Raw genomic sequence first — 21,972 nt, 5'->3', positions numbered from 1 at the left:
TTTTACACCCTCTTCTTTTTTAATTTAAGTAATACTTTGCTCAAGCTTTCTTCCGTAAGATCCTCTGCATCAGCAAAATCTGATACCGTAAAAGCAGACTCTGTTGTTGGTTTATTTATAAGTTGACGAAGATGCCTCAACATACCATCTGCTATCAATTGAATTTTTAATTTAGAAAACTGTTCTCTACTATACATCCAAACAAAATGTAACTTTTCATCTTTCACCATTCCGATAACATCAATTAGATGAGATGGTTTGGAATCTGGAGCATGATCTAAAAATGTAAATCCTGTCTCTTGCATAAACAAAGATTCCCTTGAGAAAACCTGATCAAATTGGCCCAAATAGTTAAAACTTATTGAAGGCTTTTGCTGATAAAACGGAAGTAATCCTTTATTCAAGTAACGTAAAATACCATAGTCAACTCCGCGATTTGGGATTCGACGCAATTGTTCTTTGACAGACTTTAATCCTTCAATAGGTGTTTGAGTTCCTTGAAAATTGAGATGAACGGGATAAATACTCGTGAACCAGCCCACTGTCCTTGATAAATCAATACCTTCAATTACCTCTTCTCTTCCGTGTCCTTCTAGATGAATAGAAACGGTTTGCTGATTTGTACAATCGACGATAGCTTGTCCTAATGCCGTTAATAGTACCTCATCAATCCTTGTCTTATGAGTTACTGGAACTTCGTGTAACAATTCATGTGTTTCTTCTATTCCTAAAGTCCTCGTCACTTGATCAATCGATTCCTCTGTCGTTTCTTGTATTGGATAGTCCATTGGAATTTTCATCGTTTCTTTTTCTACTTGTTGATTCCAATAATTTTGTACTTCTTTTGAAATACCCGAATCACTGTATGTCTGGAGTCGTTCAGACCACTCTTTAAAAGATGTACTTTTCGCAGGTAAGCGAACTTCTTGACCTTGTTTCATCTGGTTATATACCACCTGTAAATCTTCCAATAGAATCCTCCATGACACTCCATCTACTACTAAATGATGAATCACCCAGAATATTCGATCATTTCCAGTCAAGTTATCTTCAAAGTACACTACTCTCATTAACGGACCAGTAACTAAATTGAAACTAGCTTGATTAATGTTCATTTCTTCTTGTATTATTGTATTCCACTCTTTTTCATTAACTTGATTCCGTTTTACAACATGGAGTACTGACAGCTCATCAGTCTCTTCATTTCTCTGCCTCCACGTTCCGTTTGGTAACTGTTCGTACCGGAAACGTAAAGCATCATGATGTTTGAGTAAATTTAATATCGCTCCCTCTAGTAATTTCACATCCAATCTTTCTTTTACTCTTAAAAGCATTGATTGATTCCAATGCTCTGTATGTGGATGTTCTTGCTCGAAGAACCAGCACTGAATTGGAGTAAGAGGCACATCACCTATCACAATTCCCTGCTCCGCTTGTACTCCCTGCGTTTCTATAGCCACTTGTGCCAGCTCAGCGATAGTTGGGCATTCAAACATTTGCTTTGGAGTAAGTTTTAACCCCACTTGACTTGCTTGAGATATGATTTGAATACTGAGAATCGAGTCGCCACCAATTTCAAAGAAATTATCATAGATTCCCACCTTTTTAACACCTAATACTCGCTTCCAAATGGTAGTCAGTATCTGTTCGTTACTATTCCGAGGGCCAACACATTCACTATTAATCTGCTTTTCCTCCGGCATAGGTAAGGCCTCACGATCAACTTTACCGTTAGCTGTAAGTGGAATAGCTTCCATCGCCACAAATCCCGAAGGAACCATATAACTTGGTAGTTTCGCTTTAAGATACTCTCTCCACCCATCTACATTTCCATCTCCTACAACATATGCTACTAATCTTTTATCGCCTGGCTGATCTTCTCTTACAATTACAACTGCCTCTTTTACATATACATATGTATGTAAAGTAGACTCAATTTCCCCAATTTCAATTCTGAAACCACGTATTTTAACCTGATGATCAATTCTTCCACGATAATCTAAATTCCCATCTGGCAAATACCTCGCTAAGTCTCCTGTCCGGTATAATCTTGCTTTCGGATCACTACTAAATGGATGAGATATAAAACGCTCTGCTGTTAATTCAGGTCTATTTAAATATCCACGTGCCAATCCTGCTCCACCAATATAAAGTTCACCATCAACACCTATAGGAACAGGTTGTTGATAAGCGTCTAGTATATACACTTCTAAATCGGGAATCCGCTTTCCAATATTACTTCTTGAAGCATGCTGCACATCATCTAGAGTAATTGGATAATATGTAACATGAACTGTAGTTTCTGTAATTCCATACATATTAATTAACTGTGGGTTTTTCTCACCATACCTTTGAAACCACGGTAACAAGCTAATAGGTTCTAATGCTTCTCCGCCAAATATTACGTAACGTAGCTGCAAATTTTTATTCTTATCTTCTTGTTCACACACTCGTATTAATTGTCGAAATGCGGAAGGTGTCTGATTTAGAACTGTGACTTCTTCCTCCACTAATAATTGATAAAAATCCTTAGGTGATCGACTAATCCAGTACGGAACAACAACTAATTTTCCACCATATAATAATGCTCCCCAAATTTCCCATACTGAGAAATCAAATGCATACGAATGAAAAAGCGTCCAAGTATCTTTTTCATTAAACTGATACCAACAATCCGTTGATTTAAATAACCGAATGACATTGTGATGCTCTATCATAACGCCCTTTGGATTTCCCGTTGATCCCGAAGTATAGATTACATATGCCAGATTTTTGGGACCGACATCAGAAAGCGGCAAAGTCTTACTTTCTTTCCCAATCTCATCTTGATCACGATCCAGGCAAATCGACTCAACATTTTCTGGTAACCATTTCAATTCTTTTAAACTTTCTTGCGTCACGAATAACTGAATGCTAGCATCTTCTAAAATATATTGAAGTCGCTGCTCTGGATATGTTGGATCGAGTGGAACATAAGCCCCACCAGCCTTCAAAACCCCTAAAATACCTACAATCATTTCGAGGGAACGTTCAACGCATATTCCAACTAAAGTATCAGGTCCTACTCCCTTTTTCTGCAAATAATGAGCTAACTGGTTTGCACGTTCATTAAGCTCCTTATAAGTAATTTTTTCTTGTTCATACGTAACTGCAATAGTATTTGGATAAATCATCGCTTGCTGTTCGAATATTTCATGAATAGTTACTTGAGGTGGGACATTTAGTTTAGGATTGTTGAACTCAACTAAACTTATTCTTTTATCTTCCTCAGAAATGATTTCTATTTCAGCTACCTTCTGCTTTGGTTTTTCAAAAGTGTTTTCCATTATCGCTAACATCACGTTAAAAAACCGTTTTATCTCTTCCTTAGAAAATAGCTCCTCACGATAATCAATATGTACATGTAAAGAGTCAATATCAATTAGATTTTCAATATGCACTGCAAAATCTTGTACCTCTTCATGGTTTGGAATCCATAGTGAGTCACCACTTTCATCGCGATCCCTATAATCAATCGTAGTTCCGAAAAGTCTCACATTACTATTATTCTCTTTATTAATCTGCTTTAACAACAAATCAAATGGATATTTCTGGTGCCTCAATAATTTGCTTTGTTTTCTGGACACCCTGCTAATAAATGAAAGTACTTCTTCTGGATCAATATCCATTCTTAAAGGAACTGTACTCACCATCATTCCAATCAATTTTCGTTCCATTTTAGTCATACGATTGCCGTAAGCCATTCCTAAACCAATATCAAGCGATGAAGTCCACCGATACATGGACAACGAGAAAGCAGCAACAAAAAAAGTGTATAAACTAATTTTGTAATCTTCAGAAAATTTTTCTATCTTTCTCTTCAAATGCTCCGTTAATATAAATGTCTCACGTGATGCTTTAGTGCTAACTTGGTACGTATTATAGGGCTTCAATCCAGTCACAGATGGCAGTGTTTTAAATTCCTCTAACCAGAATTTTTGATCTTTTTGAAAGCGACTACTATTCAAGTATGTTTGTTCATTGGTCAGGAATTGAACATATGAATTTTTAATTTCGCCTTCCTCATTCTCGTTATGCATTTCATAATAATATTTTGCAATTTGCTCAGTAAATATTTGAATTGATAAACCATCCATAATAATATGATGAACATTTCCAAAGACTGCACATTCATTATCGTTTAATTTTATTAAAGCGAAATAGTATAAATCTGAATTAAATAATGTAAACGTGTCTTTTGTTTTCTGCTCAATCCATTCCTCAAGCAAATTTGTATTCTCCACATTACTGAAATCAAAAAACTCAAATTCTTGTTCTTTATGTTTAATAAAATATTGTTTCGGTTCCTGATGCCCATTTTCTTTTAACCTAATGCACAGACCGTCATTTTCACTGATAACGCGATTCACAACTTGGTTTAATTTTGAATAATTCATTTTCCGATGAAGTTTAAATAAAAATCTTAAATTACATATTCCTTTATCAGAATGAATAACTTCTGTATACCATATTCTTCGCTGCGGATGGCTTAATCGATAACATTCCTCATTGGTCATAAAAATCTCCCCTTCAAAAATTATTTGCTCTTATAGGTTCGTGTTTATGTTTAGCCCATAAATATTTCTGCAGTGAAACTCCAATTAATCCAATAATAACAAGCCCAATCCCTCCATAAACATAGAGTTGAGTTACTCCAAACAAATGCACTAATGGGCCACTCATAGCAGGAGAAATAATTAGAACTGCGTTTGTTAAACTGCTTTGTATACCAAATACTCTTCCTACTTGATCTTGGTCGGATTCTATTTGTAAAATGACTTGATTAGATACAAGCATCAGCCCACTTCCGATACCAGCGATAAAACTAATTAAATAGGCTAAAACGAAGACCGTACCGGGCGTTATCAAACCAATCCCCCCAAAACCAATTCCCATTAAAACCATACCTCCACATACTACCCAGCCATATTGAAATTGTTTTAATTTCTGAGTTAGTAGTGCACCAAGTATTCCGCCAAGACCAATAATAGAAATGATATATCCCATTTTACTTTTATCATGTGGGAATAAGCTCTTAAATAAAGTTGGGAATTGTGAGTCGACTAATTGTAATACTGCCATGGCTATTGTAACGAAAATCATGGTTGATAATATTATCCGATTAGATAACACATACCCCCACCCTTGTACCCAAGCGGTCCAAGTACTTTGTTTTTGCTTTTCAACAAATTCTTTCGATATAGTTTCTTTAAATTTTATTGTGGGTATGAGAACTAAGGTAGCTAATAAACAACTTATAGCTCTTATAATGAGGCAGAACTCTGGTTGAAACCAGCTCAGCAACATGCCCCCTATAAGTGGACCTACTATCTTGGTACCCTGCTCTACTATTCCGTTGATACTTACTGCTTTAGTAAGTAAGTCCGGGGATACAATCTGTCTTGTTAGTGTTTGCTGTGCAGGATAATAGAAAACAATAAAAATGGAACGAATCATTAATGCCACTAAGAGCCAGTGGATATCTTGTACAAATAAAAGAGCAATTGTTATTAGACCAACCATTAGATTACAGAACATCATAATTGGAATTTTTCTAAAACGATCTGCAATAACACCTGCCCATGAGCCAAAAATAATTCCAGGAAGTGCATATGCAACAGGGATCAATCCAATCATAGTAGGATCTACTTCCCATTCAAACCCAACTATAGTCATAATCGCTAACATATCAATAAAAACACCAAGCATAAGCAATGAATAAGCAGAGAAAACTTGTAAATAAACCCTATTTCCTAATAGGCCTTTTGAATCAGTAGTTTTCATAAAAGCAAGCTCCTTAGGTTACTAATATAAACGCTTTTGCGTATAAGGTACCCCTTTATTAAACCTAATTAATCATTATAAAGATTTCACCTAGAATGTAACTTCGTCAAAACCTAGACTAATCTCAAGGTTTAGTTTATTTTAAATAGTCAGATAAATTTAGGCGCACCTATTTCTTCGTATTTATATCAACTGTTACAACATAGACCTTTACCTTACACTAAAAAACAGCTAAACATTACCTTAATATAACCATTTATAGTTGTTTGCACATTCAATTCACATCCTTTTTAAAGTTGGCTTTTTTCTATCTCAAATACTATCACACAAATATTTTACCTACTATATTCATAAAGTTGAAATATTTGAATCAGAAAATTCGGATAAAAAAACCAACCCACAAATCATACCAAACAATTATTTAGTTATATTGTCAGTTTATAGATGGCTTTAGCCATAAGGATATCAAAAATTAAGTTTCTTAATTTTATTAACATAATAGTTTAAAGAGACTATAAATCCTACTAAACAAAAAGATAAATATACAATAAAGTATATTTATCTTTTCTTATCCTACATATTTTCTATGCAAATTAATTCCAATAACTAAAATTGATAATAAAAATATAATACTACCAATTACTAATGTACTCATAACAGAATTGAATAATATAGTATTAATACTTCTGCACCTACTACCTATTTTATTTATTAGATATTTACACTTCAAAAAAATTACAATTTATTCACAATTAGGATACACACCCAAAATATGATTTGAATATGTTATTATATTTTAAGATAATATAAAATCAGTTTTCCTATAAGAGAACTTAATTTTTATGTAGTACGAAATTGTTAGTACTACAGTATATATTTTAATTTAGTTATAAAAACGTTTAAAGACCACCTATTTCCATAAGTGATCTTTCTTTGTAATTCTACATTTATGCACTACTGTAGAAATATATCGTAGATACGCTTTGTATGCTAAATTTCTAGTTCTCTCCATTTACTAAAAAACATAGCTTAGCACAATTAATATCATATTCGTTAAATTGCAAACTATTATTTTGTCTTCTGTACAGACAAACTACTAAAAATCAAATCAGCAACTTTTACATATCCTTTTGAGTTTGGATGAATTAAATCCTTAGACCAAAGCGTATTGTCATTAACTAAATGATGATTCCAAAAATCAACATGATGAAACTTATATTCTCTGCTCAGTGAACGTATAACTTCATTTGCCTCTAATAATTGTTCTTTTATTACTTGTTTTTTTTCAGAAGCAAAAGGAAGCCTAACTGTAAAATCAGGAAGGTTTGCTATAATAATATCAGCCCCTGCTTTACTTAATGAATCTATCATAAATTCCATATCGTTCTTATATGCATCATGATTCCAACGTCCTTTTAAAACATCGTTTGCCCCTGCAATGAGACTAACCAAATCTGGATTAAAAGTTAACGCCTTTTCCAATTGCTGCGAGCGAATTTCTTTAGTTACTAAGCCACGCTTTGCCAAATTAGCATATTTTATATCGTTTTCACACAGTTGAACAAAATGATCTATCCAGCTTTTTAATGCAATTCCCTCAACTTCATCCCCTATCCCCTCTGTAAAACTATCACCAATTGCTACAAATCGCTTCCACATATGTATTCCCCCTTTATTATTAACCATATCTATACTATACAATAGCTCACACCGTAATTGTTATTTCTAAGTGGTTTTCGATTTCAATTATATTCCACTTTATTATATTTACATTTAGAATCCAAAATTGACCGATTCCTAAGTATACTTAGGAATCGGTCATATTCGTATATTTACTAAAGAAATAAAATTTCTCTAGGAATTATACTTTTTTCAAAAAATTGGTTGTTCTTTGTTTTGCCCAGTTGATACATTTCTTTTCGATTAAATGATATGAAACTATAGAAAAAAGTAGTGTCATTGCAATGCATAAAGTAAGAAGGAAAAAGATAGGTATCTTTGTATACAAAAGTTTAAATAGTACCATCATGATTGGAAAATGACACAAATAGATACTGTATGAAATTTCTCCTAAATATACAAATACACTCTTATTTAAAAATGCTTTTACTTTTAGGTTACTCATAGCCATTATAATAAATATACCAACCCCCATTACGACACCCCAATCTTTTAATAAGAAAGTAGTATCATTACGGGAAAAACCATAAATTAAAATGGAATATAAATACAGAATAATCCCTAATGCAATAAGAAATCCTTTTTTAAATTTTTTCATATTCCTATATGAGTAGATAAGTTTTTCCTGATACTTAAAAAGTAACATTCCAACCATAAACATAGATGTAAAATGCAGTGTATCAGCATAACCATTATAAAATCCTTCAGCTTTCCCAATATACAACACATTGAGAAAAACACTAATTAAAGAAAAGCTCAAAGCAAATAGTATCGTTTTCTTCCAATTCAATTTATAAAAAAGAAGGAATAACAAAGGAAACACAATAGATATACGCATTTCTTGAGCCAATGACCAAATAACTGGATTATAATTTTCCGTAAAAAAGTTATTAAGAAGCACAAAGTGGTTTAGAATATCTAATTTTGTTATAGACCCTTGCCACCTATCATAGAACCAATCCCGTAGTCCTACCACTTCATACGACGAAAATAAAATAAATAAAACAAAGGAAACAATTATCCAAAAATAATAAGGAATATAGATTCTTACAAATCTCTTAATTAAATATCCCCAATAATTTGTTTTTGAATGATAAAGTGCCATCGATAACACAAAACCACTTAGTACATAAAAAACGATAACAGCTTCCCCACCCGCCCATAAAAACCTAAGCGGGGAAAATTTAATAGAATTAGGCAACGATGGTAGCATTAAACAAAAATGTCCAAATACCACAGTAAGTGCCGCTAACCCTCGTATGGAATCTAATTCTTTTATTCTCTTACTCATAAAATGTTCTCCTTGTAAATTGTAGATTTTGCTTTTCATAAAGGCCACTATGCGAATGTAGTGAGAGAATTGTACACATCGTTTCTTTAAATTCCTAATATAAGCAGTAAAAAGTTAATTTGACCTCCATTTCTTTATATACATAATTTAAAACAAAATATTTAATACAAAGAAAAGATTTTATTAAATTTTTATAAAGTGAAACTTTAATGGGTGGTTTTTCATCATGTAACTTTATTAAACTAACCTTGCACCAGAATCCTTTAAATCGAAAGATTCATAATAAACGCCATCCCTTCTGTATATTTCTACAAAAAGAATAGCGTTTTTGGAGTATATGGATACAAATTTATTTTAGCTTAATAGAAATACAAAAAGTTCCGAAGGACCAAATTTGAAAAGTAATACAATCTTTCATTCCAAACTATCCACATAAGAATCTATAATACTTTGAAACCTTTTGTTTCAAACTAATATTTAGTTGTATCCTATAAAATTAGCTTTTTACTATATCAATCGCACTATCCCACATACCACTAAAAAAAGATCCAGTTTTACGTATAAAACGTGTAAACCAATTTGCTTGTTCCACATCAGATTTTGTTACAAGGTCTATTTGTAATGAATTACCTGATAAGAACCCAGGATCGGTATTATCTTTAGGCGAGATAATTATTTTACTAATTGTTACACCTTTTTTAATAGGCGCTTCTGGTTCTTTATTTGATACTTTAAATTCTTTTTTATAACCGTCTTTGTTTCCCTTCCGCATTGGAAGTGAAACAGCTTGCTTCGTTTGAACTACTACATCTTTCTCTTTTGCATTTGCTACTCGTACCGTTTCATGTCCTTTTACTACTGAATCTTTTCCGTAGAAATTCTTCACTTCAAAATTCGCAAATCCATAACCGTATAATTTCTTTGTTTCATCAAAGCGTGCCGTATGAGATTTTGCTTTTATCACTACAGAAATTAGGCGCATACCATTTCTTTCTACTGTACCAGTGAAACAATCTCCCGCTTCTGGAGTCGTTCCTGTTTTCAAACCATCTACACCTTCATATTGCTTAATTAAACCTTTTAACATCCAGTTAAAGTTCGCCATATCAATTGGATATTTACCACCCTCTTGGAATGTTTTTTTAGGAATTTTCGCTGTATTCAATATTTGGGGAAAATCTTGAATAAGACGTTGTGCTAAAATTGCACAATCCCTTGCAGACATTTTATTTTTCTCGTCTAGAGTTGTCCCTTCTAGGTGATATCCTTTTAAATCTTGATTTGTTAAGCCTGTAGAGTTTACAAATTTATAATCTTTCATTCCAAACTCTTTCGACTTATCGTTCATCATTTTTACAAAATTGCCCTCTTTACCAGCAATCTCTTCAACTAAAGCAATTGTTGCACCATTTGCAGAATAAATTGCCATTGCCTCATATAACTCTTTTACCGTATAAGAGCCACCATTTTCTAATGGAACATTTGATAATGAACGATCTTGCGAAATCTTATGTGCATATTCAGAAATTTTAACTTTTTGATCCCATTTAAGTTTTCCTTTATCTACCGCTTCATGAACTAAGTATTCGCTCATCATTTTTGTCATACTAGCAATTGCCAATGATTCATCTGCATTTTTTTGATATAAAATTTTTCCGGAATTTGCTTCTATTAAAATTGCTGATCCTGCTTCAACCTCTATAGCAGAAACTGTTTCCGCTGCTGCTCTTCCAAATGTAACGAACATACTAAAAAATAGTGTAAGCACTGTTACTATTGCAATAAATCTCTTGCAAAACATACCTTTCACTTCTGTTACCTCCAATATCTTTGTACTCAAAAAAGCGTTATTCTAACATAATCTCAAAAAAATAGAAAGTGTTCTCAAATTGTATATACATATTAAACGTTAGGATTGCTTTCATATAGACCATTTCATCTGACACTTTTAGGTGCCCTGATACTTTGTATTCCCACGCATATCCTTATTTTTAATCCCCTTATATTTTTTAAAATGATTCGCACTTTCATATTTTTTAGGATTACAATTAATAGACAATCTACATAATACATTTGTTCCACATTTACAAAAAATAAAGTGAAACTTTAATCAGTGGGGGTTTTGTTCATCCCCACTAATTATTAACCCTCACCAATCGGGATTTTAATTATTCAATTGAGCTATTTGCTAGACTTATATTAGAGATAAATTTTCTTTAGTCTAAACCATTAGTTTTTTGTAATAAAAAAACTACACCCAATACTGAATGTAGTTTTTCTAACTAACTAATTTATTTATTTTTTACTTCATTTTTATAAAAAGCAAATAATGGTTCAATGGATGGACTAGATAACAGCGGAATTGCCTTCTCGATCAATTTCCTATCCCAATCAAACCAACGCATTTCCATTAACATGTTTATTTCTGTATCAGTGAATCGTTTCTTTATTTCCTTAGCAGGATTTCCACCAACTATTGTATACGGCGGAACATCTTTACTTACGACAGATCCTGCAGCAACAATTGCACCTTCACCAATAGTAACGCCAGGCATTATTATAGCATTCATTCCAATCCAAGCATCACTTTTAATGACTGTATCGCCCTTAGTTTCATATGATTGTTCAATTTGCTCAGCGAATGGATATACTGTAATCCATTCTGAGTGATGATTATGGTTACCACCCATTAAAATGACTACTCCACTTGCAATGCAAACATAATTCCCAATAATGAGTTTATCAAGATGCCATCCCATCTGTTCAATTGGATTAAACAGTGCTTGTGACTTAGCATCCCCCCACAAATACCTTACACAACCATCTTCAAAATTTTGATGACCATAATACCCTGAATAATAGGAGTACTCTCCTACTTCAATGAGTGGATTTGTTACTATATCTTTTATATATTTTGTTTCTGACCAATGATTAAATAATGGATGCTTCATAACTTTATTCCTCGCTTCTAAGTATTATATATTTTGCTATTTACTTAGAAGCTTACTACGACTGCTACATTTTTTAGCTTTCTCAAACGACGAATCATTATCTTCAAGCCTTTCTTTTATAATAGAAAAAGCATAACGCAATACATTACACTAGTCAAATTGTGTAATTTTGAACACATCTTAAACAGTGTAATACTGCAATAACAACATGAAAACACTCTAACTTCGATACAAATACTATATTTATTACATTTAGTTCATATTTTGTAAAAAAATCTTAATTGCCATGACAAAGCAAACAATAACCACTATTGGTCGTATTAATGACGTCCCTTTTGTAAGCACCATCTTCGCCCCAATATATGACCCTATAATTTGACCAAGCATCATAATCAATCCAATTGTCCAATCGATTTGGCCAAAAATAATAAAATACAACAAAGCAGCGAAATTACTAGTAAAATTCAAAATCTTAGCATTTGCAGTTGCCCGTGTAGCACTATATCCACATAAAAGAATGAACGCTAAAGCAATCAAGCTACCTGTTCCTGGGCCGAAGAAACCATCATAAAATCCAAGGAATGGAGGCACTGTTAACGCAAACAACAACATACTTATTTTTCTCGGTCGATCTTCGTTTGCTATATTTGGAGATAATAGAAAATAAAGACCAATAATAATAAGTAAAAAAGGTAATATCATGATTAAATATTCTGCCCGTATCTGTAAAACAAGCCATCCACCCAAAACTGATCCAAAAAAGGTCATTAAGATGGACAAACGCATTTCTTTAAGATTAATTTCTTTCTTCTTAATAAAAAACACTGTCGCCATGAGAGTTCCGCTACTCCCTTGCAGTTTATTAGTTGCTATCGCTACAGAAGGAGACATACCTACTAATAACATTATCGGGATAGTTATCATACCACCGCCTCCAGCAATTGTATCTATCCACCCTGCTAATACAGCTACTAAAAATAGTAATATGAGTAATTCAATAGTAAAATCCATACAAAGAATATGGGAAGGCTTGAGCTATTATACCCCAAACCTCCCCATCGTCCCTCCTCTCTTTAAACTAGTTAATAATATCTGTAAAGTAACTTTCTTTCTGATCACGTAATCGGCTGGAAACGTACTGCCTGCAAACAATTCTTCTTCCGTACTTATTATCTCCAATCGGAATTTTATATTCTTCCTCAGATAACCTTTCCCTACCATGAGTTACATTTGTTTGTTTACCATAGTATGAATTTGGAATAATTAATAAATCTTCAGATGTAAGTGGAACCTTATAAGTGGGCGTTGTTCGTAAGAGTTCTAAAAACATGTCAAATTTCAATTTTTCTTCTTCACTTTTTCCCACATAAATCAATCTATTTTCTGCTCCATTCAAACAAGTTGCAATAATATCACCATTATCATCCAAAAATATGATTTGGTTTATTTCCCCTACAAATCCCGATATTTCACCATCCGCCATTCCTGCGATATGAGCAATAGGCATTTTACTTATCGCCAATATATCATCTTTACTGAAGTGATTTTCTTCAAGATGCTTTTGAAGTAATTTTGGCGTTCCAATATGAGTTTGAGTTTTTAAATTTAACACTCCTTTTAATAAAAGAGCATCAACTCTAGTAAATTTTCCACAAGTAATTTCAGACACTATTCGTTCCACGGATTTATTAAGTCTATTTGATACAATTTCTAAATTCGTATTGAATATTTTCAATCTTGCTTCAATATCTGATTGGTCTTTCATGTCTGTATACACTGTGGCATCGTTATGTTGATAAAAGTTCCCGCCACCGGTGCTTGCACCGACATTTCGCAAAACTTCATCGTTGTTCAAAGGGGAAATGAGGTGAAATCTATTTTTCCCTGCATGTTCGGATGGGTGAATTAAAGCATCATAATTAAAAAGTGTGGCAAAAAGCCATGTGACCCATTCTGCATAAAAATATTTTTTCATTCTATCGTCTTCGTCTTCACCATAATTAAAACCTTTGCGATTTTCCCCAGGTAATAGGGTTTCCATAGGATCACATGGAATATTTTTAATAAGAGTAGGTGGTACGTTTCCACCACAATTCGCTACTTTTATCATATGTAGTAGTTTTTTCATATCTGAATTCGAAGTTTTCTTTGAATAATCAATCAAACAATTAAGCCACTCTCTTGAAAAGCTTGCAGCTATTTCTTGATCACAAGTATAAGGATTATGAGTTTTTAATTCATGGTCTATTAGATTCTTGATTTTATCCTTCAATACATTAGGAATGCTAATTTCTTCGATTTCTGTAATCTGCAGTATTCCTTTATTCATTATAAAACCTCCGTTGTTTTATTTTTTCACCATATCTTCTATTAAATAAACTACCTACTTCTTTTTTGCTCCTTTGCTTTTCGTCAGAGCTATTACAGTTACCAAATTACAGAGCATAAACGTGGAGTAAACAAAATTTCTTTTTAGTTACATTAACCCCGTAAATCTCCATTAAATTAGTATATTTAATGGAGATTTCTTTTCATACTTTACTTTCAAACTATGTTTATAGGATTTTCAATTCAAGCACAAATATTCCTTTCCCTAGAATTTTCCTAAGATTGAAATCAGAATTTTCAATACACTAATATTAACAATAAAAATATAACACGAAACCAAAAAATGTAAACGAATAGTTTTTTTATAAAAAATAGTCAGACTATTTTAAGGTAATTTGTATTTCATTGAACTAACTGTAATAAAGTGGAACTTTAATCAGCCCTCACCAATCGGGATTTTACGAGCAACAGGGCCCCCGCCTAACTTCTTTGCTTCCGCTGAATTTTGAGGTGGGGGTCTTATTACCCGGCAAATAGCGGATAAAAAAGCCCCCTAAATGATAGAGGACTTTCTTTACAAGAATATTCTATTTTAAAATCCTTACTTACCTTTTATTTTAAAAGATATTGCTGTAACTTCTTTATTAATAGTTCCGTCCCCTCTGGACTTACAATAATCTTCCCATTCGCTAACGAAATATTGCTGTCTGAAATATCACCTGTAAGTGCACAAGCTCTTGGAGATTGATATTTTCGTAAAATAATCTGATCCTCTTCTATAAACATTTCAAGAGAATCTTTTTCTACAATTCCTAAACTCCGTCTTATTTCCATTGGAATAACAATACGCCCCATGCTATCTGCTTTACGAGTAATCCCTCTTGATTTCATAAAATGCCACCCTTTATTTTTATCTAATATTACGGTACTTATTTTAGCAATAAACAACAATAAGGAATAGTTCGTATTACAGTACTTTTTTTAGGAATAAATACCAATTAAAAATAGCTTATGTTAGGATTGTTTCTTGTTTATTCTTCATTTTTAATATATTTATCCTTGATCATTTTTATATATTGTTTTCTTTCTGTTAGTTCAAATATAAATAATGCCTTTTTTATGTATGTTAAACCAACTTCATTAGAGTGCTGAACTTTCAATAAAATTGCACCTTTTTCAAAAAACAATTCACCTAATAAGTATAAAGTATTCATATTTATGGCTAATTTTATACCTATTTCACTATACTTAATCGCTTCTTCATATTGATTTGCAAGGTGTAGACATTTTGTTAACGTATGAATGAGTCTTAATTTGATTTCTTTTTCTCTAGGAAATTCTATCTTATTAAAATTAATTAAACTTTGTTTTAATATATTTATGCTTTTCTCATACTCTTCATTTTCTGCATGTATTATAGCAATTGAATTCATTATGCTTATTTCTTTTTCTGATAAAAAGTTACTACTACTTAAAGTTTGTTTTAGTGCTCTATTTAAAATGTCAAAAGCATTAATTGTTGCTCCATTTACATAATATATAGCAATCGCTTCATGCCATAATAGAAATTGTTTATCTTCTTTTGATTGGAAATTATTTTCGTTTTTCTCTTTTTTCACTATTTCGTAAAGCTCATTATATTCTTTTTGTTTCACACAATCTCTCATTACACATTTTACATTTTCAATATATTTTATTTTTTTATTTTTGGTCAGTGCAAATATATAATTTGGATCAATACCAAGTCTTTCAGATAGTTGATACAACAATATGCTAGATGGATAAATAATCCCTTTTTCTATCTTACTAATTTGGCTTTGTGAACATATTCCATGACATAATTCAGATTGTGACATATTTTTTTTCTTTCTAAGTTCTTTAATAATAATACCAAGATTGTAGAATTCCATCTTTCCTCCCTCAAATGTAACACTTTATGAGTATAAGAATATTTTCCAACTTTTAATGTAATGTAAAATTAGTATAGTTACAATTACTATTTATATGGATTTATAGTTTTTCACAAACTTGTATCACAATATGAGAAATTATTACAATAAAGTTCACTAATAACCAATGGGAGTTTTATTCATCACCACTGATTATTAGTCCACTCCAAGCAGGCGTTTACAGGTAGTTCGATTTCTTTGTCACAGCTAAATTTTGAGGTGAGAATCTTATTGCCCGCAAATAGCGAAATTAAAAGAAATAAATATGATTTTTGACCTTTATTTCTTTTAATAGTTTCTTTTGATTTTATATAAACAATTTCGAAGGGACTTATTTTATGAAAAGAATATTAACCGAAAGAGAATTAGAAGTGGCTATTTATGTAGCAAAAGGATATACAGATGCAGAAATTTCCAGAAAAATATATGTTACCCCTAGAAGAATTTCAACGATAATTAATCATATTAAAGAAAAATGGCATATTAATTCTAGAGTGGAATTAGGTATTTTAGTTTATCATTATGGTTTTATAGATGCACCCTTATTTTCTAATAAGGAAATTCAGCTATGCAAAAAGGTTGTACAGTAGATAGCAGAATATAAAAAGGTTAGAGAATTAACTTCTCTAACCTTTTTATATTCAATATTAGCTTTTAAACAGCCCTAATGCTACCATTAATCCTGTTATCTGTTCAACCTTGTATAAACACAAAAAAGAATTAGCCCTTCCTACTTTTCAAAACTAGTTACAATTCTCTCTTTCATTTTCTGTATTACTTCACTGCTCAATACTTTTTGACCAGCAGGAAGTTTTAATATGGCAGCGGCACCTTTGCTAAGGTATATTTCTTGATCATTATTTTGATTTACTACCAATATTCCTTGCCCTTCAAATTCGAAATAACTAATATCTTTTGTTTCATTTGTATTATTTTTTATTGCTTTATATAATCCATATAAATCTTTACTTCTATTTTCTCCGCCCGTTCGAATCGGTTCAGTATCATTCGCAACAATTAGTCCTTCTGGCTGCTCACCCTTCATAATAAACCACAGCTTTTCATTTGTTGGTAATAGCAATTGCTTAAATTCAGAGCTATTTAAAATTTGCTGTGCTGGAATTGTTGCATAGATTGGTAACGAAAATGGAGATGTTGTTATTTTTTCAAAATTTAAATTTTCAGAAGAACTTCCCTTACTATATTGATAATCTTTTAATGCGATCGATTGTACTGATTCACTTTTATTTTTTGATGCATAACTAATTTTACTAGCGAAAATAATAACGGTCATTAAACACATGCACGGTATCACAAGCTTAAGTAGATTTCCCATTTATGAACCCCCGCTTTTAATATTATTAGTTTGCATGGATATTATAAACAGTTTCACTCCACCAAAAATTATTATTGTTATGGAACGTACTGAAATTATGATTATAATGATCACCATACCAAGGATCCATGTACGTTATATAATCTGTTCCATTTGTCCCTTTATAAAATCCATCAAGTACTAGAAAGTGTCCGATGTTAGCTCCATTTTGCCACATAATAAGTACAATCATCGGCTGATTACTATTAATTTGACTTTTGAACCAATCATACGATTTTGCTCCAGAACTTATAGCTGAACTAACACCATATCCCGATAATCCATATTGTATTTCACGTGAAGTTGCAGGATTATTATATGATCCACCCTTAACATACCTAACGTACTGATCTTGTGAAGGAGTTTTCCCAAAATAATTTAAAACTGAAACCGAAGTGCCTGCCCAACACCAATTTGATCTTTCTTGTAATATGTTAGGTACAGATAATTTACGGTCTATTGGTGTACTTGGAGGATTTCCATTAATATACGCTGACGTTACATATACTTTTTTTCCATCTTTAAAATAGTAAAACCAACGATTATCTAAATTTCCTGTCCAGTAATCTTTAACCGCTTCACCATACTCCCATCCTTTAAAAGATACTTTTGTATTTCCGGGAATCACATCTACAATATTTGCATTCAAACTTTTCGCCTCTCTAACATTTACATTCAATGGAGCTGTTGTCCCTGAAAATTCAACTTCTTCTGCTATTATTTTCTGAACACCAATAAAACTAAATGTGAAGAACAATAAAACCATACAAACAATAAAATGCTTTCTTCCCTTCATTTCTCCACCCCTTCATCAGTACTAAAAAACATCAACAATTCATCCTTATTAATTGTTCAAGCTTAATATTACATACTAACGAAAAATGACTTCTCATAAAGTAAAACTTTAATCAGTGGGGGTTTTATTCATCCCTCACTGATTATTAGTTAAACTAATCGGGCTTTTACGGGCTGCCCGATCCCCACCTAACTTCTTTGCTCTCGCTGGATTTTGAGGTGGGAGTCTTACTGCCCGGCAAATAGCGAGATAAATTCCAATACAAAAAAGGAGCCTATAAATTTTTATAGGCTCCTTTTTATTTCGTCGTTATTACTTAGCTAATTCTTTCGTACCCTTCATTACATCAACGAAGAATCCCCAGTTATTCACTACAGAAGAGATACTGATATGTTCATCTGGAGTGTGGACGTTAAAGATGTCTGGTCCGAATGAAATTGCATCTAATTCAGGCATCTTTTGAACGAATGCGCTACACTCAATCCCCGCATGTACAGCGAAGATTTCAATTTCTTTATTGTATTTTTCTTGATGTACTTTTTCAAATAAATTACGAATTTGTGAGTTTGGATTGTATGGCCATTCTGGATACTCTGACTCTATTTCAAATGTAGCACCAACTAATTCAGCAATATATTTGATTTCTTCTGCAACATGTTGTTTTAAACTACTTACAGAACTTCGCACTTCGTTACGTAATTTAATTTCATCTTGCAACGTTTCAATAACGCCTAAATTTGTTGAGCTTTCTACAAGACCTTTAATATCCATGCTCATACTTTGAATACCATTCGGAATTAAGAATAATGATGAAATAAGCTGCTTTTGTGTCTCTTTAGCAAATACTTTTTCAACTGTTTCATCCAATTTTGTCAGTGTAACATGAACATCTGAATCAACAGCACGCATTTCTTCTTGTAATACACGTGTCCATGATTCTAGTTTTTCTTCTACTTGCCCTACATCTTCTGTACGAATTAAAATTGTAGCTACACTTTCACGCGGAATTGCATTCGTTTTTAATCCGCCGTGAACTTCACTTATGTTAAACTCCGTATGTGCTGATAAATCACGTAACACTCGTCCTAATACTTTGTTCGCATTACCGCGTTGTTTATCAATTTCCATACCAGAATGTCCGCCTTTTAGACCGCCAACATATAGACGGTATGCATCCATATTCGCTGGTGTTTCATCCCAAATTACGGGAATTGTTTCAACAGCTTTCGCACCACCTGCACTACTTACAAGTAATTTATGATCTTCTTCAGAATCAATATTTATAAATATCTTTCCTTCAAAATGATTTGGATCAATAGCAAAAGCCCCGCCCATTGTCGTTTCTTCTTCAGTAGTGATAACGACTTCAAGTGCTGGATGCGGAATTTCTTTTGAATCTAATAAAGCTAATGCATACGCAACTGCAATACCATTATCTGCACCTAAAGTTGTTTGATTTGCATATAACATGTCCCCAATGATTCGTAATTCAATTGGATCTTTTTCAAAATCATGTACTGTTGCTTGATTTTTTTCGCAAACCATATCCATATGACCTTGAATAATAATAGCTGGTACATTTTCATAACCAGCTGTTGCTTCTTTTTTAATAATGACATTTAATGCTTCATCTTGAATGACTTCTAAGTTACGCTCTTTTGCAAAGCCCACTAAATAATCACTAATTTCCTTTTCATTACCTGATCCTCTAGGAATCTTTGAAATTTCTGCAAAATGATAAAATACAGGGTGCTTTGTTAATTGTTCTAAAGTAGAATACATTTTTCAAGCTCCTCTCAAAATGAAAAAATAGTATGTAAGTCTTTTATCATTATACCATGATTCATTATTTTACCTTTCTTTTAACTTTTATTGTTCATTTTATTTACAACACTCATACAACATTATAAGGGCGTTGTAAGCTATATCGATTTTTCTCATTTAATAATAGTCGTATACTTTTTAAAGAAACACATTAAAGGAGATAAAGAAAATGAAAAAGTTTGCAGCAATTATTACACTATGTTTATTATTTTTTAGTTTTACTATTGGCTGTGAGAGAGCGTCACTAAATAAAATTGGTAAAGATGTATATTACATGCAGATAAAAGGCGAAAGAGCTATCGAAAAAGTAGATGGTAGAAACTTACGAAACTATACGCTGCCCGCATATCATGAAGATGGTGTCAAAAAACAAATTACATTTAGAAGTACAAAAAAAGAAAACGACCATAAATTAAATGAAGACGCGTTTTTACGCCTTTATGTAGATCAAGATGATAATAGCAAAAATGAAATATCATCAATTGAAGTAAAGTCCTATGAAGAGATTCAGAAAACAGATTTACCTAAAAAAGTAAAAGATAAGTTTACTATTAAATAAAAAACAAAAGAAAATGCTCTATGCATTTTCTTTTGTTCTTTTCACTTGTATATATTTTGAACTACTATTATTCATCAGTTTCTCTAACCGATTTATATTCTCCGTTAATGCACCTTTCACAAGAGAGAAATCTGTATTGGATTCTTCTTTTTTTTCTTTAAAAAACGAAGACTTTTGTACATTGACTTCAGCCATCTCTTCTCCCCCTTTTCAAAAAGATACAACCTTTTATTTATATTATATAGCAAATGTAGAAAGAGTGTACACTTATGATTTTCTTTTTAATTCTTCTTCTAATTCTTCTACTTGCTGCAACGCATCCCCTTTTATTAAAGAGAAATCTGTTGTATCTTCGTTATCTTCTTTAAAAAAATCATTGTCATAATCTTTTACCACTACAATCACCTCTACATGCTAGTGTAGGAATGATTGTCCAATTTTATTCAACTTTGTCGGATTTTGTTTTTAATTTATGTATAGAAGAAAAGGACAGAAAAAGATTCTGTCCTTATTTACTAAAATAACTATGATGTATTGTTAAATTATATACATTTTCAAAATCCCGATCTTGCAGGTTATTTTTCTTTCCATCAATAACAATGAAAACATCACTTACTATTTTTGCTGGTATAATCCCGACATTTTCTACTTGCACTGCTTTCTGCTCATTCAATTGCTCGATATGTTCTAACGGAACGATAATACTAAATTGCGAGCGAATACCACGAAAGTTTGTATTTAATTCCTTTGCCGCTTCAAAAACAACAATTTTCGCGCCAATTTTTTCCCCATATGAATCTAAAAATACATTTAAGCTCTTTGTATATTCTTCTTCCGTATGCCATTCCATCGTACCGAAAACTGCTGGATTAACATTTTGAATAATTGTGGTGTATATTTCTCCTCTCGCTTTAGATGCAATTAATGATCGTTTTATTGATTGAACTGTCTTGCCAATATCGCTAAATTTCGCACCCCATATTTCTGAAATATTAGGCGTTAAAATGAACGCAATATCAACAAAAATAACCATTGCAGTAAACATTAAAAGATTTTTCCAGAGGGTTAAATCAATTCCTTTTATCATGAAATACACGGTGACAGATATGATAAACAAACCATACCAAGTCTTTCTAATACGTTGCTTTTTCTCTTCGTACAACTCCTCATTTTTCCAATAAAAGAAAACAAGGACTACAAAGACAATCGCTAAAACAAATAAGCCAATTCGAATGTTAGAGATCATTAATCACATCACCCTCCATTCAAAAACTACTCACGATATCATTACATGCGCAAGCCGCTCTCTTTATGACAAAAGACATGGACAAGCTTCTAAATTTAGCTACATCGCATATATATTAGAAGGTACCACGTCTTTTATCCTGCTATTTGT

The 21,972-nt window shown here is 32.3% G+C and carries 18 protein-coding genes; 2 read left to right on the top strand and 16 right to left on the bottom strand.

The annotated features are described in order from the left end of the window. Window positions 1-2: 2 nt before the first annotated feature. The 10 genes from NZ044_RS12195 to NZ044_RS12150 form a co-directional block, all read right to left on the bottom strand. On the bottom strand, window positions 3-4,556 hold the full coding sequence (locus NZ044_RS12195) for an amino acid adenylation domain-containing protein (protein ID WP_340949765.1): 4,554 nt from the start codon (window positions 4,554-4,556) through the stop codon (window positions 3-5). A 13-nt stretch (window positions 4,557-4,569) separates the two neighbouring features. Beyond that, complete coding sequence (locus tag NZ044_RS12190) at window positions 4,570-5,823, bottom strand: MFS transporter (protein WP_000858612.1); 1,254 nt, start codon at window positions 5,821-5,823, stop codon at window positions 4,570-4,572. Between the two features lie 1,068 nt (window positions 5,824-6,891). Continuing rightward, window positions 6,892-7,482, bottom strand: a complete 591-nt coding sequence (locus tag NZ044_RS12185; RefSeq protein ID WP_000265867.1) for an SGNH/GDSL hydrolase family protein — start codon at window positions 7,480-7,482, stop codon at window positions 6,892-6,894. A 202-nt stretch (window positions 7,483-7,684) separates the two neighbouring features. Further along, window positions 7,685-8,833: an acyltransferase family protein gene (locus tag NZ044_RS12180; RefSeq protein WP_003282126.1), complete on the bottom strand. Its 1,149-nt coding sequence runs from the start codon at window positions 8,831-8,833 to the stop codon at window positions 7,685-7,687. A gap of 457 nt (window positions 8,834-9,290) precedes the next feature. Then, entirely contained in the window at window positions 9,291-10,604 is a 1,314-nt protein-coding gene (locus NZ044_RS12175; RefSeq protein WP_340949764.1) for a D-alanyl-D-alanine carboxypeptidase family protein, read from the bottom strand. Window positions 10,605-11,085: 481 nt separating this feature from the next. Then, complete coding sequence (locus tag NZ044_RS12170; RefSeq protein WP_000682536.1) at window positions 11,086-11,745, bottom strand: CatB-related O-acetyltransferase; 660 nt, start codon at window positions 11,743-11,745, stop codon at window positions 11,086-11,088. A 252-nt stretch (window positions 11,746-11,997) separates the two neighbouring features. Then, entirely contained in the window at window positions 11,998-12,756 is a 759-nt protein-coding gene (locus NZ044_RS12165) for a TSUP family transporter (protein WP_042598004.1), read from the bottom strand. 67 nt (window positions 12,757-12,823) lie between these two features. Beyond that, window positions 12,824-14,074 carry a hypothetical protein gene (locus NZ044_RS12160; protein WP_001032355.1) on the bottom strand — a complete coding sequence of 417 codons (1,251 nt, stop codon included), beginning with the start codon at window positions 14,072-14,074 and terminating at the stop codon, window positions 12,824-12,826. A gap of 611 nt (window positions 14,075-14,685) precedes the next feature. Beyond that, window positions 14,686-14,964 (bottom strand): AbrB/MazE/SpoVT family DNA-binding domain-containing protein, encoded by a 279-nt coding sequence (locus NZ044_RS12155; RefSeq protein WP_000842214.1) that lies wholly within the window; start codon window positions 14,962-14,964, stop codon window positions 14,686-14,688. 140 nt (window positions 14,965-15,104) lie between these two features. Next, on the bottom strand, window positions 15,105-15,983 hold the full coding sequence (locus NZ044_RS12150; protein ID WP_000397974.1) for a helix-turn-helix domain-containing protein: 879 nt from the start codon (window positions 15,981-15,983) through the stop codon (window positions 15,105-15,107). A gap of 377 nt (window positions 15,984-16,360) precedes the next feature. Here NZ044_RS12150 and NZ044_RS12145 point away from each other — a divergent pair, with 377 nt between their 5' ends. After that, window positions 16,361-16,612 (top strand): response regulator transcription factor, encoded by a 252-nt coding sequence (locus NZ044_RS12145; RefSeq protein ID WP_000821942.1) that lies wholly within the window; start codon window positions 16,361-16,363, stop codon window positions 16,610-16,612. A 140-nt stretch (window positions 16,613-16,752) separates the two neighbouring features. Here the strand turns inward: NZ044_RS12145 and NZ044_RS12140 are convergent, their stop codons facing one another. From NZ044_RS12140 to pepD, 3 genes are all read right to left on the bottom strand, one after another. Then, a complete protein-coding gene (locus NZ044_RS12140; protein ID WP_000527414.1) occupies window positions 16,753-17,358 on the bottom strand; it encodes a hypothetical protein in 606 nt (201 codons plus the stop codon). A gap of 25 nt (window positions 17,359-17,383) precedes the next feature. After that, complete coding sequence (locus NZ044_RS12135) at window positions 17,384-18,193, bottom strand: papain-like cysteine protease family protein (protein ID WP_000678376.1); 810 nt, start codon at window positions 18,191-18,193, stop codon at window positions 17,384-17,386. Window positions 18,194-18,505: 312 nt separating this feature from the next. Then, window positions 18,506-19,975, bottom strand: coding sequence for a beta-Ala-His dipeptidase (gene pepD / locus NZ044_RS12130; protein WP_000287540.1), 1,470 nt, complete (start codon window positions 19,973-19,975; stop codon window positions 18,506-18,508). A gap of 211 nt (window positions 19,976-20,186) precedes the next feature. On the opposite strand from pepD, the gene NZ044_RS12125 reads away from it, so the two are divergent. Continuing rightward, window positions 20,187-20,576: a YxeA family protein gene (locus NZ044_RS12125; protein WP_118961890.1), complete on the top strand. Its 390-nt coding sequence runs from the start codon at window positions 20,187-20,189 to the stop codon at window positions 20,574-20,576. A gap of 18 nt (window positions 20,577-20,594) precedes the next feature. Here NZ044_RS12125 and spoIISB read toward each other — a convergent pair whose 3' ends face one another. The 3 genes from spoIISB to NZ044_RS12110 form a co-directional block, all read right to left on the bottom strand. Further along, a complete protein-coding gene (spoIISB, locus tag NZ044_RS12120; RefSeq protein ID WP_000852629.1) occupies window positions 20,595-20,771 on the bottom strand; it encodes a stage II sporulation protein SB in 177 nt (58 codons plus the stop codon). Between the two features lie 72 nt (window positions 20,772-20,843). Continuing rightward, on the bottom strand, window positions 20,844-20,972 hold the full coding sequence (locus NZ044_RS12115; protein ID WP_000237817.1) for a hypothetical protein: 129 nt from the start codon (window positions 20,970-20,972) through the stop codon (window positions 20,844-20,846). A 112-nt stretch (window positions 20,973-21,084) separates the two neighbouring features. Continuing rightward, complete coding sequence (locus NZ044_RS12110; RefSeq protein WP_000624981.1) at window positions 21,085-21,822, bottom strand: type II toxin-antitoxin system SpoIISA family toxin; 738 nt, start codon at window positions 21,820-21,822, stop codon at window positions 21,085-21,087. Between the last annotated feature and the right edge of the window lie 150 nt (window positions 21,823-21,972).

The sequence above is a fragment of the Bacillus sp. FSL K6-1338 genome, assembly GCF_038006965.1.
In the GTDB taxonomy this organism is placed as follows: Bacteria; Bacillota; Bacilli; order Bacillales; family Bacillaceae_G; genus Bacillus_A; species Bacillus_A thuringiensis_S.
Note: the sequence above shows the minus strand (reverse complement) of the source record. Positions and strands in the feature narration are given on the sequence as shown.